The organism is Rohdeia mirabilis (assembly GCA_007750655.1).
Lineage (GTDB): Bacteria > Planctomycetota > UBA1135 > UBA1135.
Genome location: CP036290.1, coordinates 2,870,548 through 2,884,718 on the forward strand (window position 1 = coordinate 2,870,548; position 14,171 = coordinate 2,884,718).

At 70.7% G+C, this 14,171-nt stretch carries 6 protein-coding genes; 4 read left to right on the forward strand and 2 right to left on the reverse strand.

Features of this window, described 5'->3' with window-relative positions; genetic code table 11:
• The first annotated feature begins 30 nt into the window (after window positions 1-30).
• The 4 genes from Pla163_RS10695 to Pla163_RS10710 all read left to right on the forward strand — a co-directional run bounded on the left by Pla163_RS10695 (window position 31) and on the right by Pla163_RS10710 (window position 11,166).
• A complete protein-coding gene (locus tag Pla163_RS10695; RefSeq protein WP_145187735.1) occupies window positions 31-1,329 on the forward strand; it encodes a hypothetical protein in 1,299 nt (432 codons plus the stop codon).
• 299 nt (window positions 1,330-1,628) lie between these two features.
• Window positions 1,629-5,456: a transglutaminase family protein gene (locus Pla163_RS10700; RefSeq protein WP_145187738.1), complete on the forward strand. Its 3,828-nt coding sequence runs from the start codon at window positions 1,629-1,631 to the stop codon at window positions 5,454-5,456.
• Complete coding sequence (locus tag Pla163_RS10705) at window positions 5,456-9,154, forward strand: tetratricopeptide repeat protein (RefSeq protein ID WP_145187741.1); 3,699 nt, start codon at window positions 5,456-5,458, stop codon at window positions 9,152-9,154. Before Pla163_RS10700 ends, Pla163_RS10705 begins: the two co-directional genes overlap by 1 nt.
• Window positions 9,155-9,390: 236 nt before the next feature.
• A complete protein-coding gene (locus tag Pla163_RS10710; protein ID WP_145187744.1) occupies window positions 9,391-11,166 on the forward strand; it encodes an alkaline phosphatase PhoX in 1,776 nt (591 codons plus the stop codon).
• 190 nt (window positions 11,167-11,356) lie between these two features.
• Here Pla163_RS10710 and Pla163_RS10715 read toward each other — a convergent pair whose 3' ends face one another.
• Complete coding sequence (locus Pla163_RS10715; RefSeq protein WP_145187747.1) at window positions 11,357-12,553, reverse strand: amidohydrolase family protein; 1,197 nt, start codon at window positions 12,551-12,553, stop codon at window positions 11,357-11,359.
• Window positions 12,554-12,581: 28 nt separating this feature from the next.
• Complete coding sequence (locus Pla163_RS10720; RefSeq protein WP_419185811.1) at window positions 12,582-14,165, reverse strand: YfcC family protein; 1,584 nt, start codon at window positions 14,163-14,165, stop codon at window positions 12,582-12,584.
• Window positions 14,166-14,171 lie beyond the last annotated feature (6 nt).

Genomic DNA, 14,171 nt, shown 5'->3' on the forward strand with positions numbered 1-14,171 from the left:
CGCCCGAGTGAACTTGCCCCAGTGACTCCGATGACGACCACCACCAACCGCTCGACCGCTCGCCCTTCGCTCCTCGTTCGCGCCTGCGTTCCGGCCCTCGTCGCCGCCGGCCTCGCCGGCAACGCCCTCGCCGACACCGAGCACTACGGCTGCGGCCTGAACCCCGAAGGCAGCCTCGTCGTGGTGCAGGGCGACGCGATCCTCGGTCGCACGCTGGTCCTCGGCATCGACAATCCGCTCGGGACCCAGAGCGCCGGATCGATCGGGGCCGTCTACCTCTCCGCCGCGCCCGACGCCGCCTTCCCCTGCGGAACGACGGCCTTCGGGTTCAGCATGTTCGGGCCGGGCTCGCCGGGCGAGGCACTGGTCGACCTCGACCCGAACCGACTGATCGGCCTCTACTTCGCGGGACCCTGGAGCGGACCCGGGCAGACCGCGAACGCGTCGATCGCCCTGCCCAACGTCCCGGCCTTCGCCGGCTACGACCTGTTCGCGCAGGGCGTGCTGATCGACCCGACGGGCCTCGGCCAGACGGTGATCGGCGCCACCGAAGGTCTGCGGCTGCGGCTCGAGCCCGCGGCGAGCGTCTTCGAACCGGTGTTCGAGTACGGCGCCATCGAGATCCGCCGCGCGAGCGCCGAGTCGCGCGCGTTCGACTACGAGTACGACGACGGCGTGCAGGACGTCGACGACGACACGTCGCCCCTCACGACGACCACGCTCGACGCCCAGATCGACCACTCCGACTACTACGGCGTTCCGATCGGGACGGCCGCCGCGACCCACGTGTCGCACCTCGGCGCGCGCGTCCTGTCGGCGGCGATGACCACGTCGGCCCAGGTCGAAGGCAACCTCTTCTCCGAGGACGCCGGCGGTTCCGCGAACCTGCGCCTCGAGTTCACGCTCACCAGTCGCTCCCGCTTCGCCGTCGACGCGAGCGCCACTACGACCGCCGGCTACAGCCAGAGCTTCGTCCACCTCGGCCGCGACGGCCAGACGCTCTTCACCATGGGTGCGTACAACGGCTCGACCGACTCGAACGGTGCGTCCGGCTGGCTCGAAGCGGGAACGCACCGACTCGAAGCCTACGCCACGGCCCAGTCCTTCGCGCCCGCCGTTCCGGACACGGCGACGCTCGACCTCACGATCCGATTGTTCCACCTGGCCGACTTCGACCTGGACGGCGACGTGGACCAGGACGACCTCGCGAACTACGACTTCGAGTACGCGGACGGATCGCCCGACGCCGACGTGGACGGTGACGACGACACCGACGCCGACGACCGCGCGCTCTTCGACGCCGCCTGGAGCGCGGCGACCGGTACCTGATCGGACGGGGGCCGAGCCCGACGGGAACGTCGCGCGAGGACGGACCGCGTCCGCTCGATCGCGGGACGTCGCCCCGTCCCAGCGCGCACCGTCCCAGCGCGGTCGTCCGAGGTGTCGCCGCGCGAGCGCCGTCGTGACTCCGTCGCGACCGCGCCGCGTGGAGGGCGCGCGCCCTGCGGGTACACCGCCTCCGAACGTCGCCAAAGGTGCGCGAGCGAGGCGCGGGAGCCGCTCGGTGGCGACCACTTGCCGTTAGGCTCTGGCGCACGGACCGAGCCCCCTCGCGCCGTTCCAGAACCATGATCCACGTCCCCTTCCGCTCGCTCGCTCTCGCTCCCCTTCGTTCGTCCGGTCGCGGCCTCGCCGTGGCGCTCGGACTGGCGGTTCTCCTCGGACTCGCACCGCGAGCGACGGCCGCGAGCGGTGACGACCCCGCGCTCGAGTCCCTGCGGGACACCCGCGCCAAAGCGGTCGCCGCGAACAGCGAAGGGCGCGTCGGCGACGCGGTCGACGCGCTGTCGGACGCGGTCCGGCGCGCGTGCGAGGAACTCGCGACGCGCCCCTACGACGACCGCTCCAGCGAACTGGCGGACGCCGTCGAGTACGCCCTGGTCACCCTCCTGTCGCAGCTGAGCGTCACCGGCAACCGGACGTACCTGACCGAGCGCCTCGACGGTGTCTCGATCGATCCGGTCCACGGCCCGTCGCACGCGCTGCTGGCCTGGATCCGCGAGCGCGAGTTGGAGGAACTCGGCCCGCTCCACCACTTCGAGTTCGCGGGACCGTTCGACAACGAGCGCGGAGCCGGACTCGACCGCCTGCCCCCCGCCGCGACCGAACCGGACGCCGTCAGCTACGCGGGCAAGTTGCGGGACGTGGTCTGGCGCCGGACGCCGCAGGTGGCGCCGCGCTTCGGCGAGGTGCGCTTCGGCAAGCTGATCGACCCGTGGAACCAGGCCTGTGTCGTGGCGCGCACCTGGGTCCGCAGCGACGGGGCTCGTGAGGCGCTGCTCTACCTCGGCGCGACGAGCGAAGCCAGGGCCTGGGTCGACGGCGAACAGGTCGTGGCCCTGCTCGGCGAGCGCGCGCTGCGCACGGACTCGGTCGCGGTGCCGATCGAACTCGACGCCGGTTGGAACGAGATCGCGATCCTGGTCGGCGGAGAGGACGGCGCGCCGGCCTTCGTCGCGCGCCTCGCCGAACGCGGAACGGCGCGACCGCTACAGCTCGAGCACGTCGCCGAGCGGCCCGAGGGTGCACAGGTCCACGTGCTCGAAGCGCGTGCGCCCAGGTCCGCCGACCCGCTCGACGCACCCGGCGCTCGCCGGCGCGCACTGGCGGACGACACCGCGGACGGTTGGCTCAGGCGCTCGCGTCTGGCCGACTTCTATCGACCGACGCCCGAGGCCGAACACCCCGGCCGCGCCGAGGCGGAGCGCGCGTTCGAGCTCGACCCCGACTCGATCGAAGTGCGCATGCGGCGCGCTTCGGCCCTGGAACCGACCGGATCGGCCGCCGAGCGCGACGTCAATCCGTGGTTGCGCGCCGTCGACGACGTCCTTGCCAGCGACCCGAACCAACCCTGGGCACTGCGTCAACGGGCGCGTCACTCGATCGTCAACCAACCGCTGGTCCAGCGCGCGCTCGAAGAGTTGGAGCGCGCCCTGACGCGCAACCCGGACGACATGCAGTCGCTCGGGCTGCGCGTGTCGATCCTCGACTCGCTCGGGCGCTCGGCGGAGGCCGACCGCGACCGTCACCGCATGCTCGACCTGCCGCGCGCCACGCTCTGGCCGTTGTACCGAGCGGCGGCGGCTACGGTGCTCTCGAGCGCCGATCCGCTGGCCACGCAGATCCTCGAGGACGCCTATGCGAGCACGCAGGACACCTCGTACCTGAGCGCGCTGGCGTGGAGGAGCGACGTCTTCGATCGCGAGGGCGAGAGCGCCGCGGACCGCGTCGTCCGTCTCGCGCGCCTGACGCTGGAGAAGGACCCGTGGAACGGGACGCCGCTCGTGCGCGCCGCCTACGACCTGATCGGGCTGGGCGAGAACGACCGCGCGCTCGCACTCGTCGACGAAGCCCTCGAGCTGGCTCCCGAGCGCGCGACGACGCACCGTTGGCGCGCGCGAGCGCTGGTCGCGGACGGTGACATCGAGAATGCGGTCGCCGCGCTCGAACGCCTGCTCGAGCTCGACTTCTCCGCCGAGGACGACCGCCGTCTGCTCGACCACTTGCGCGCGAGCGGGGTCGAGCCCTTCCACGCGCCCTACCTGGAACCGCTGGCCGACGTCATCGCGCGCACCACCGCGCTCGAACCGTCGGAACCTACGCCCACTGGATCCGGGGGCGGCGACGGCGCGAGCCGCGAAGTGCTCTTGAGTCGGGTCGTCGTCGACGTCCAACCGGACGGCACGGCCCAGCGCTACTACCGCCAGGTCGTGCGCGTGCTGACCGAACGCGGTGCTCGCGACCTGGACCGCGTGCCGTTCGGCGCCTACGGCAACCAGGAGGTGCGCGTCCTCACCGCCAACGTGCTGGGCCCGGACGGCGAGGAACGCGGCGCGCGCACGGGGCGTTCGTCCTACGGCATCGTGGTCGACCTCCCGCCGCTCTCCGTCGGCGACGTGATCGACCTCGAGTGGCGCGTGGACGACCTGCGCCCCACGTTCTTCGGCCACTACTTCGGCTTCCGCTCGGGCTTCGCGCCGGATCCGTCGGTGCCGACGCGCGAGAGCGAGATCGTCCTGCGAACCACGCCCGAACTGCCACTGCGCACGCACGCGCGCGGCGGCGTCGGTGCACCGCAGGTCGTCGCGCTCGAAGGCGGTGGCGAGGAACTCACCTGGCGACTCGACGATCTGGCACCGGTGCGCAGCGAACCGCTGATGCCGCCGGCCACCGAACTCCTGCCCACCGTCCAGGCCAGCAGCTACGCCTCGTGGGACGCCTTCGGCACCTGGTGGTGGGATCTGATCGAGGAGGAGATCAAGGTCTCGCCGCAGATGCGCGACAAGGTGCGCGAACTGACGGCGGACGCCACGACCCAGGCCGAACGCCTGCGCGCGATCTACGACTTCGTCGTCACCGACATCCGCTACAACGCCTGGGAGTTCGGCGTGCACGGCTACCAGCCCTACAGCGCGCCGGTGATCTACAGCCGCGGCTTCGGCGACTGCAAGGACAAGGCGATCCTGCTGCGCGCGATGCTGTCCGAGGTGGGGATCGAGGCCTGGCCCGTTCTGATCGACGCCCAGGACCGCCGTCAGATCGAGGACCACGAACTGGCCCTGGTCGAGCACTTCAACCACTGCATCGCGTACGTCCCCGCACAGGAAGGCCTGCCGGAGATGTTCCTCGACGGCACGGCGCGGCACCACCCGCTCGGCGTTCTGCCCCAGATGGACGCGGGGGCGCGGGTGTTGGTCGTGAAGGAAGGCGGCATCGAAGAGCGCACCGTGCCGTTCGGCGAGGCCGCCGCGAACAGCTGGAGGCTCGACATCGAGGCCAAGCTCTTCGCGGACGGTGGAGCCACGATCGGCCTGCGCCGTACTTCGCTCGGACGCGAAGGCGCCACCGATCGCGCCCGTTTCGACGGCAGTGCCGACGAGCGGGAGGAGACCGCCAAGCAGCTCCTCGCACGCCTCTTCGGCCCGATCGCCGGCGGCGTGCAGATCACGACGAGCGACCTCGACGACCTCGCGACGCCCGTCTCGATCTCGATGATGGTCGGCGCCGAACAGCTCGCGCGCCCCACGGCGGACGGCATGGAGATCCCGGTCAGCCTCGATCGCCTCGGCCTGCTGCGCACGGCGGCGACGGTCGGCGCCGACGAACGCCGCACGGACCTGCTCCTGACGGCTCCGTCGTCGCGCACCATCCGCGTGGTCCACATCCTGCCCGAGACCTTGGCGCCGGCCGATGCGCCCGAGTCGGTCGAACTGCGCTGCGAGGACGCCACCTACACCCTCACCATCTCGCTCCATGCCACTGGCTGGATCGTCGAAGAGTCGTTCGCCCTCCTCTCGAACCGCGTCCCGGTCGAACGCTACGCGGCGTTCCGCGAGTTCGCCGCGCGCGTCGACGAGGCCCAGTCCGCCGTTCTCGTCGCCCGCACCGCCCAGTGATGTTGCACCTCGCCACCGCCCTCCTTCTCGCGCTCGCACCGCTCCAGCCGATCCGCGCCGCCCAGTCCGGTGCGGACGGCGCGCGCGTCGCCTCGGGCTCCGACGCGGCGACCGCGCCCGCTCTCACGGCGGAGCTCCTGGTCGGGCATCCGGGACTGTTCGGCGGACGCTACGACGCCGTGCGCAGCGACTGGTTGGCAGCGCTCGCCGCCGATCCGCGCTCGCCCCTCGCACAGCAGGCGGTCGCGTCGCTGCTGGATCTCGAGGGCCTGTGTCCGGAACCGATCCCCCTCGCGACCCTGCGCGAACTGCGCGACGCCGTCGTCGATGGCCGCGCACGCGATCTGCTGGCCCAGTTGGAGCAGGACGCGGTCTGGCGAACGACGTTCTCGAAGTCGCCCGCCCGACTGCGTCCGCGCACCGATCTGGACGAGGTCTCGGACTGGTTCGTGGTCGGCCCGCTCGGTCCGCTCGACCGCTACGAACCTCTGTGGGGACCGCAGCCGAACGACGGGCCCGCGCGCACGTGGCGGACCGCGTACCCCACGGACTTCGGGACCGAGGTGGAATGGAAGCACGTCGCGGCCCGCGAAGGCACGTTGGACCCCGACGGTCACGTCCATCCGTCCGTCGGTGGTGAGCTGTACCTCGCCGCCTGGTTCGAGTGCGAGCTCGAGTCGGCCACGATCGAGCTGTACGCGAACTTCCCGGTGCAGGTGTACTGGAACGGCGAGCTCGCGCTCGAGGACCTGCACGGCGGACTGACCGAGGGCGACGATCTGCACACGTTCGGCGTGGACTTCGCTCCCGGACCCAATGCGCTGGTCCTGCGCTGCGACAACGGGTACGCGGGCATGGTGCGCGCGCGCGTCCTCGCCCTCGACGGAACGCTCGCCGCCGGTGAGGTCCGAAGCGTCGCGAGCATCGACGCCGTGCCCGCCGCCTATCCCGACGCACGCCCCCACGCGACGCCTCCGCAACGGATCGCGTCCGTCGGCCCCGACGGTGCAGACGGTTTCGAACAGGCGCTCGCGATCCTCGAGCACCGCCACGACGGCACGCTGGACGAAGCGCTGACGGTCGCCGAACCGGTGGAGACCGGGGCCGTCGGAGCCTGGCTCTACCAGCGCTACTTCGCCCTCGCGAACTGCGTGCACCTGCCGGACGAGGTGCAGCGCCGCCGGCAGATGGAGCTCGAGCGACGGATGGACGAACTCGACCTCGCGGTGCCCGAACTGGCGCAGAACCGCGCGTTCCGTCTGCTCGAGGAGGACCGTCCCGGGGAGGCGCTGGAGATCGCTCGCGAACTCACGGAGCGCCACCCCGACGTCCCGCGCTTCGCCACGCTCGAGTTCGAAGCCCTGTCCGCGCTCGACCCGACCGGAACGCTCGAACTCCTGGCCGTGCGCGAGCGCCTGGCGCGGCACGAGGACGCCGACACGCTCGGACGTCTCGCGAGCCGCAGCTACGCGCGCAACGATCGCCCCGCCGCCCTGGCACTGCACGAACGAGCCGCACGACTCGACGGACGCAGCTCGGCCGGCCATGCGAACTCGGTCCTCGGGCTGTTGTCCAGCGGTGGACGGAGCGACCTCGAGCGCGCGCTCGAATGGATCGCCACCTGGCGCGCCGCCGACCCCGACGCCCGCTGGCTCGACGACGAGGAGGCCAGCGTGCGCCGTTCGCTCGGCGACACCGCCTTCTACGAGCAGCACCTGCGCAGTCGCATCGCGGACTTCCCGTTCGACGCCGGCCTGCAGGCCGCGCTCGGCGACCATCTGCTCGAGCAGGGACGGGAGGCCGAGGCGCGCGACGCGTACCTCGCGGCGCTCGACCTGGACCCGAGCGATACGGCCCTGCGCCAGACCGTCGGCGAACTGGGCGTGCCCGATCCGGCCGAGGACTTCTTCCGCGCCTTCGCCGTCGATCGCGAGGCGGTCCTGGCGCACGCCCGCGACGAAGTGACCGATGCGTCCACGTCGCTGGCGCTGGACGGTCGCATGGTCTTCGTCCGACCCGACGGGTCCTTCCACGTCCGCGACCACACGATCACCACCGCGCACGATCGCACCGGCACCGAGATGCTGCACGAGAGTCCGGTCGCCGATGAACCGCACGTGGCGCAGGTCCTCGACGTGGACGGTGGTACCTACGAGCCCATCGTCGTCGAAGGCAGCTGGGTCATGCCGTCGCTCGACCCGGGAGACGCGGTCGAACTGGTCTTCGACAACCACGTGTCGGGCACGCTCGGCGTCGCCCCCCAGCTCGGTCGGTGGATGTTCGAGTCGTTCGAACAGCCCTACCTGCTGAGTCGACTCGTCGTGTACCTGCCCGACGGCACGCCGGGACGTTTCGAGCTGCACGCCTTCGAAGGCACGCACGAGACCAAGCGCTGGGAGACGCCGGCGGGGCCGGGCACGGTGCACGTCTTCGAGACGCGCGACATGCTGCGCCTGCCCGAGGAACCCGCGCGGCCGGCCAACTCGAACCTGATGCAGTGGCTCGAGTACGGCGAGGACATCGAGCTCGCCCACCTGACCGAGGAGCGGCGCCGCAACCTGTCCTTCACCACCAGTCTGGCCGCCGACGTGGAGCTGGAACTGCGCGCCCTCGCCCAGCGCGTCGCCGCCGACCGTCCCGCACGGGAACGCGCCCGTGCGCTGTACGACGCGGTCGCCGACCACGTGCTCGAGTTCGCGGGCGACGGCGACACGACGGACGTGTGGACCATGCGCCGCGGTCGGCCGCTGGGTCTGCTCGCCGCGCTCTTCGAACTGGCGGGCGTCGAGTTCGAGTGGGCCGTTCCGCACCCCCAGCTGCCGGACGATCTGGCGCCCGTCAGCTTCGACCCGTTCGTGTCGCGCGACGACTTCGGCGAGCCGCTGATCCGACTCGCGCCTGCGTCCGAAGGAGTCGAGCCGACCTGGCTGCTGGTGCCCGAAGGTGGTCGGGGGCTTCCGTTCGGACGGCTGCCCCAGGTCATGGCGGGCGGACGCGTCGTCGTCCTGGGCGCGGACGGCCCGCGCTTCGAGTCCCTCCCTGCACCTTCGACCGACGCGCTCGACGAGACCGAGCTCGCGATCCAACTCGCCGACGACAAGAGCGCGACGGTCACCGGGTCGGTGGTCCTACGCGATCTCCAGGGTCCGGCGCTGCGCGAAGCGCTCTCGCAGGCCGAGCCGGAGCAGCGCGAGCAGTGGCTGCGTCAGTTCGTCGCCCAGAAGGTCGGCGGCATCGACCTCGAGTCGTTCGAGTTCGTGAACCTCGACGTGCGCGGGGCCGATCTCGAGCTGCGCTTCGCGGGTACGGTGCAGCGCTTCGTCCGCGGCACGCGCAAGAGCCCGTACCTGAAGGATCCGGTCCCTGGCTGGTCGCTGGCGCGCTCCCTCGGCAGCAGCGACCGCGTCTGGCCGCTGAACCTCCTCGTCGACCAGAGCCAACGCGTGCGGATCACGATCCGTGCGAGCGACGGCTACGCCCTGCCGACCGAACCCGAATCGGCGGTGCTCGATCGCCCCGGGCTCCTCTACTCCGTGCGCCGTGCGCCCGCAGCGGACGGCGCACTCGTCATCGAGCGCGACGTGGCGCTGCGTGGTCTGCGCGTCGCTGCGAACGACGTGGGAACCTTCCTCGCCGAGCTCGGTGCCGTCGAGGAACTGCTCGACGCGAAGGTGGAGCTCACACCTGCGGGCGACTGAGCACGAGCGAACGAGCGCGCGCTACGGAACGTGCGCAACACGGTGCCAGCAGTCGATTGTCCGGGCCTTCGCTCCTGCCTCACGGAGCATTGAGTCGATCGCGATCGTGTCTCGATCGTCCGCTCACGATCGATCGGCATCCTCCCGCCGATTCGTCACCCCGACGAGTCGACGCCTCGCGGACGACAACGACGTCGAGTTCCGCGAGGCTCCGTCAACCCACGGAGGAGGAACCCGTGCGTACTCTCGAAACTGCCTCGTACCTGGCACTCGCGGCCAGCCTATTGACCACGTCCGTCCACGCGTCCGCATCGTCGAGCGACTCGATGGCGAAGGCGCTTCCCGGTTGGGAAGTCAGCTCTCCGCTGTTGACGATCGGTGAGACTCTCACCGGAACGACCGGTGCCCTCAACCCGAGTTCGGCCGGCAGCTACACCCCCGTCGGCGTGCTGGACGGCTTGGCCGCCTACCGCTTGAACAAGGACACCGTCCGCGTCTTCGCGAACCACGAGCTGCTCAGCTTCCGCGGCAACTCCTACGAGGTCGGCAACGGCCAAGGCGGCGTGTTCACGATGACCGGCGCCCGCGTGTCGTACTTCGACATCGACCGCGCGACGCGCCAGATCGTCGACGGCGGCCTCGCGTTCGACCGGATCTACGACGCCAATGGCGACGCCGCCACGGACACGAGCTTCCTGACCGAGGGCTTCGGCGGCCTCGGACGTCTCTGCTCGGCCAACCTCGTCGAGGGCGGCAAGCTGAACTTCGTCGACACGATCTTCTTCACGGGCGAAGAGGACGGAACGGCCTTCAACCCCATCGGTGGCGCGGAGTGGGCGCTCGACGCCGATTCGGGCGACCTGTGGCAACTGCCCTGGCTGGGCCGCGGCGCCTGGGAGAACGTCACTCCGCTGAACGCGAAGAAGTTCAACAACGACCTCTTCCCGCAGTTCCCCTTCCTGAACAAGATTCTCAACAAGATCGCTCAGAGCAGCTACGTCGCGGTCGCCCTGTCGGACGACTCGTCGCCCTTCGACTTCGATGGCGACGGCATCGCTGAAGCGGCTCCGATGTTCCTGTACGTGGGCAAGAAGTACTGGTTCGGCGACTTCGTCGAGCGCAACGGCCTGGCCTACGGCGACCTGTACGTGTGGGTCGCGAAGAATGGAGCCCGCTCGCCGCTCGACTTCAACGGGAGCGGAACGCTGAAGGGATCGTGGGTCCAGATCGACAACTCGCCCAACATGGCGGCGAAGTCGGTCGACGGCTCGACGGGCTACGACGAGTTCGGATTCCCGACCCAGGCGAACCTCTGGCTGCAGGCCGACGCCCTCGGCGCGTTCCAGTTCTCCCGCCCCGAGGACGTCGCGGTCAACCCGCACGACAGGACCGAGTTCGTCCTGGCCTCGACGGGCGTCGATGACTTCGCCGTCGATCCTGTCACCGGGGACGGCGTGGACACCTTCGGGACGCTCTACAGCTTCGACACGAACTTCAAGACGATGAAGTGCAAGGTCACGATCATCTACGACGGTGACGCCGACCCCACCCGCGCCCTGCGCTCGCCCGACAACCTCGAGTGGTCGGCCGACGGCATGATCTACGTCCAGGAGGACCGCGCGGAGACGGACACTCTGGCGAGCATGGAGCCCCTCTTCGGCCCGGGGGCCGTCAACCCCAACGAGGCGGGCATCGTGCGGGTGGATCCGACCACGGGTGCCACCGAGCGCATCGTGAACATCGATCGCAGCGTGGTCCTCGACGGCTCGCTCCTCGATCCGACGCTCGCGGTCGACGTGGACGCCGGGGTGACCGGCGCCTGGGAGAGCTCTGGCATCGTCGACGTGTCCAAGCTCTTCGGTGAGGACGCCGGAACACTGTTCCTGTTCGACGTCCAGGCCCACGGGCTCGAGGACCAGGAGCAGTTCAACCCGAGCTCGCGCCTGCGCGACGACGACTTGGTCGAAGGCGGCCAGTTGCTCTTCCTCGAGAAGAAGTCGTCGACGCCCTGATGAACCGAGGCCCCCGTGCGCGATACTGGGCGCGGGGAGAGAAAACCGGCGCTCCGACTCCTCGCGGAGTCGGGGCGCCACTTTCTTGTCCGGGCCGAGGCTCTTGTCCGCGACGGTCCTCTTGTCCGCGAAGGTCTCTGTGTCCCGTCGAGCCCGTGGCGGTTCAGCGATCGAACCCGCGCCGCGCGACTCAGAACGGATCGGCGCGCACCAGTTCGCCCGCTGCGACGAAGCGCTCGCCGCCGCACCAGACCTCGTCCACCGCGTGGCTCCGATCGGCGAGCACCACCAGGTCGGCGCGCCCGCCCACCGTCACCGATCCGCGCCCCTCGAGTCGCAGCAGGCGCGCGGGATTCGTGGTGAGGCCCGGCAGGACGTCGGCGAGCTCGTACCCACCCTCGAGCAGGTTCGCCAGCAGCGCGGGCAGCGTGCTCGCGCGGCCCACGTCGACGTGCGTGACGGTGCCCTCGGCGTCGAACACGGGCAGACACCCGCCGCCGTCCGAGCTCACCGTCCAACCGTTCTTCGGCACCCGGCCCGCCGCCACCCCCGCGAGCACCTGGCGCACGGCGAAGCTCGCGGGCAGGTCCGCGTCGGGTCCGTCGGGCACCTGAGCGCCGTCCTCGGGCGACGCGGTGATGTCGACCACCACGCCGCGCGCCGTCAGCTCGAGCGCCTCCTCGAACAGAGCGCGCCTGCGGTTGACGTGGGTCGGGTTGAACGTGCGCGCCGGCAGCTCGGTCCCGTCCAGCGCGCGCCGCACCAGTTCGAGCCCGCGCACGCCGTCCCCCAGGTGCAAGTGGCAGATGCCGGCCTTCCCGGTCATCAATCCAGCGGTGTGGACCTCGCTCGCGACGCGCAGGAACTCGTCGTAGGTCGGCTGGCTCGAGCGGTGGTCGCTGATCGCCAACTCGCCGAAACCGAGGATCGGATCCACGTGGACGATGTCGCCGCGGATCGACCCGGTCAGCGTCGTCGGCGGCAGGTGGTAGCCGCCCGTGTGACAGAACGCTCCGAGTCCCTGGGCACGCAGTCCGTACACCGCGTTCACGAGCTGGCCCGTCGTTCGCACACAGTCGTCGGTGCCGAGCAGGCCGACCACGGTCGTCACGCCGGCGGTCACGAAGGCCCCGGCCTGCTGCGGCGGCACGCTCGAGCCGTAGCCGGACTCGCCGCCGCCGCCCGTGACGTGCGCGTGTCCGTCGACGAAGCCTGGAACGAGGCGCCGACCGCCCAGTTCGGTGACCCGCACGTCGAGCGCCGCTGGAAGCTCGGGACGCTCGGCTCCGATCCACAGGACGCGACCGCCGCCGACGAGCAGATGACGCCGACCGACGTGCTGCGGCGCGTAGAGGTCGGCGTCCGTGATGAGTTCGAGAGTGGGCATGGTCGGGTTCACGAGGAAGCGCCGCGGCTCAGCGCAGCCAGGCCTGCGGGACGTTCAGCGCCACGACGAGGAGAACGGCCGCAATGACGTGCAGGAGGAGGATCAGCTTCCAGACCCAGCGCACCCACACGGACCAGGGCACGCGCGCCGCACCGAGCACCCCCATCAGCACCGCCGACGTCGGAATCAGCATGTTGCCGAACCCGTCGCCGAACTGGAACGCCAACACGCCGACCTGACGGTCCATCGCGAGGATGTCGCACAGAGGCGTCATCACCGGCATGGTCAACGCCGCCTGTCCGGAGCCCGAGGGCACGAAGAAGTTCACGACGGCCTGGCCGCCCATGATCAGGGTCGCGGCGACCGGTTGGGAGAGTTGCTCGAGCGGCGCCGCGAGCGCCATCAGTACGGTGTCGAGCACCTGCCCGGCCTCGAGCACTTGGAGCACGCCCGCCGAGAGCGCGATGATCAGCGCCGGCTCGACCATGGTCGCCGCGCCGTCCTTGAACTCGCTCGCGATGCGCGCCGTGCCGAAGCCGCCGAGGAATCCGCCCAGGACTCCGGCCACGACGAACAACGCCGCCATCTCGGTGATGTACCAGTCCCAGACGGCGACACCGACGCCCGAGAACACGAGCGTCCCCAGAGCGACCAGCACCACCGACCAGTCGCGCAGCGAGAGTCCGGTGTGTCCGACGTCCCCGCCTTCGAGCCGCTCGCGCCAGCGCGCGTCGAGGGCCGCCGTGGGCGACCGCGACGGATCGCGCCTGACCCGCGCCGCCCACCACATGGCGAAGAGTGCGGCGGTGGCGGTGACGAGGAACCAGCTCACGACGCGGAAGGCGAGCGCGCTCGGGTAGGGCAGTTCGGCGATGCTCGTCGCGACACCGATCGTGAACGGGTTGAAGAACGCGCCCGCGAATCCGACCTGCGACGCGAGGTAGCACATCGTGATCCCGGTCAGCGTGTCGTAGCCGAGGCGGATCGCGAGCGGGATCGTCACGAGGACGAACGCGATCGTGCTCTCCCCCATGCCGAAGGTCGCGCCGCACGCGCTGAACAGGAAGATCGAGGCCGGCACGATCAACAGGCGCGCGCGACCGTCCCCGAGGGTCGTGACGCCGCTGACGAGCGCCCGGTCGATCGCCCCGGTGGCGAGGAGCACGCCGAACGCGGCTCCGATCATCAAGACGAAGCCGATCACCGACGCTCGCGCCTCGAAGCCACTGATCGGCGCAAGTGCCACGGCCCGCGCGGCGACCGAGACCTTCTCGCCGAACGAGCGCGGATCCTCGTCGCTCAACCGCCGGTAGGTGTTCGGAACGATCGTGTCGCGCGTCAGCCCGGGTCGCGGCACGAGCACGCGCGTGCCCGGAACGAGCGCGGCGACCGGCTGCGACGTGCTCGCGTCGAGCACGGCGCCCAGCTTCGTGTCGGCGGGCGCGCCGGTGGCCGCGAGCAGTGCGTCGAGCGTCTCGCCCTCGGCCACCACGTGCGGCTTCAACTGCGTCAGCGTGCGCGTCTCGCGCGCGTACTCACCGCGCGGCAGGAACAGCGTCGCGAGGGCCGACAGCAGCAGGATGGCGCCCAGGATCACGAGCGTCCCGGGCATCCTTCC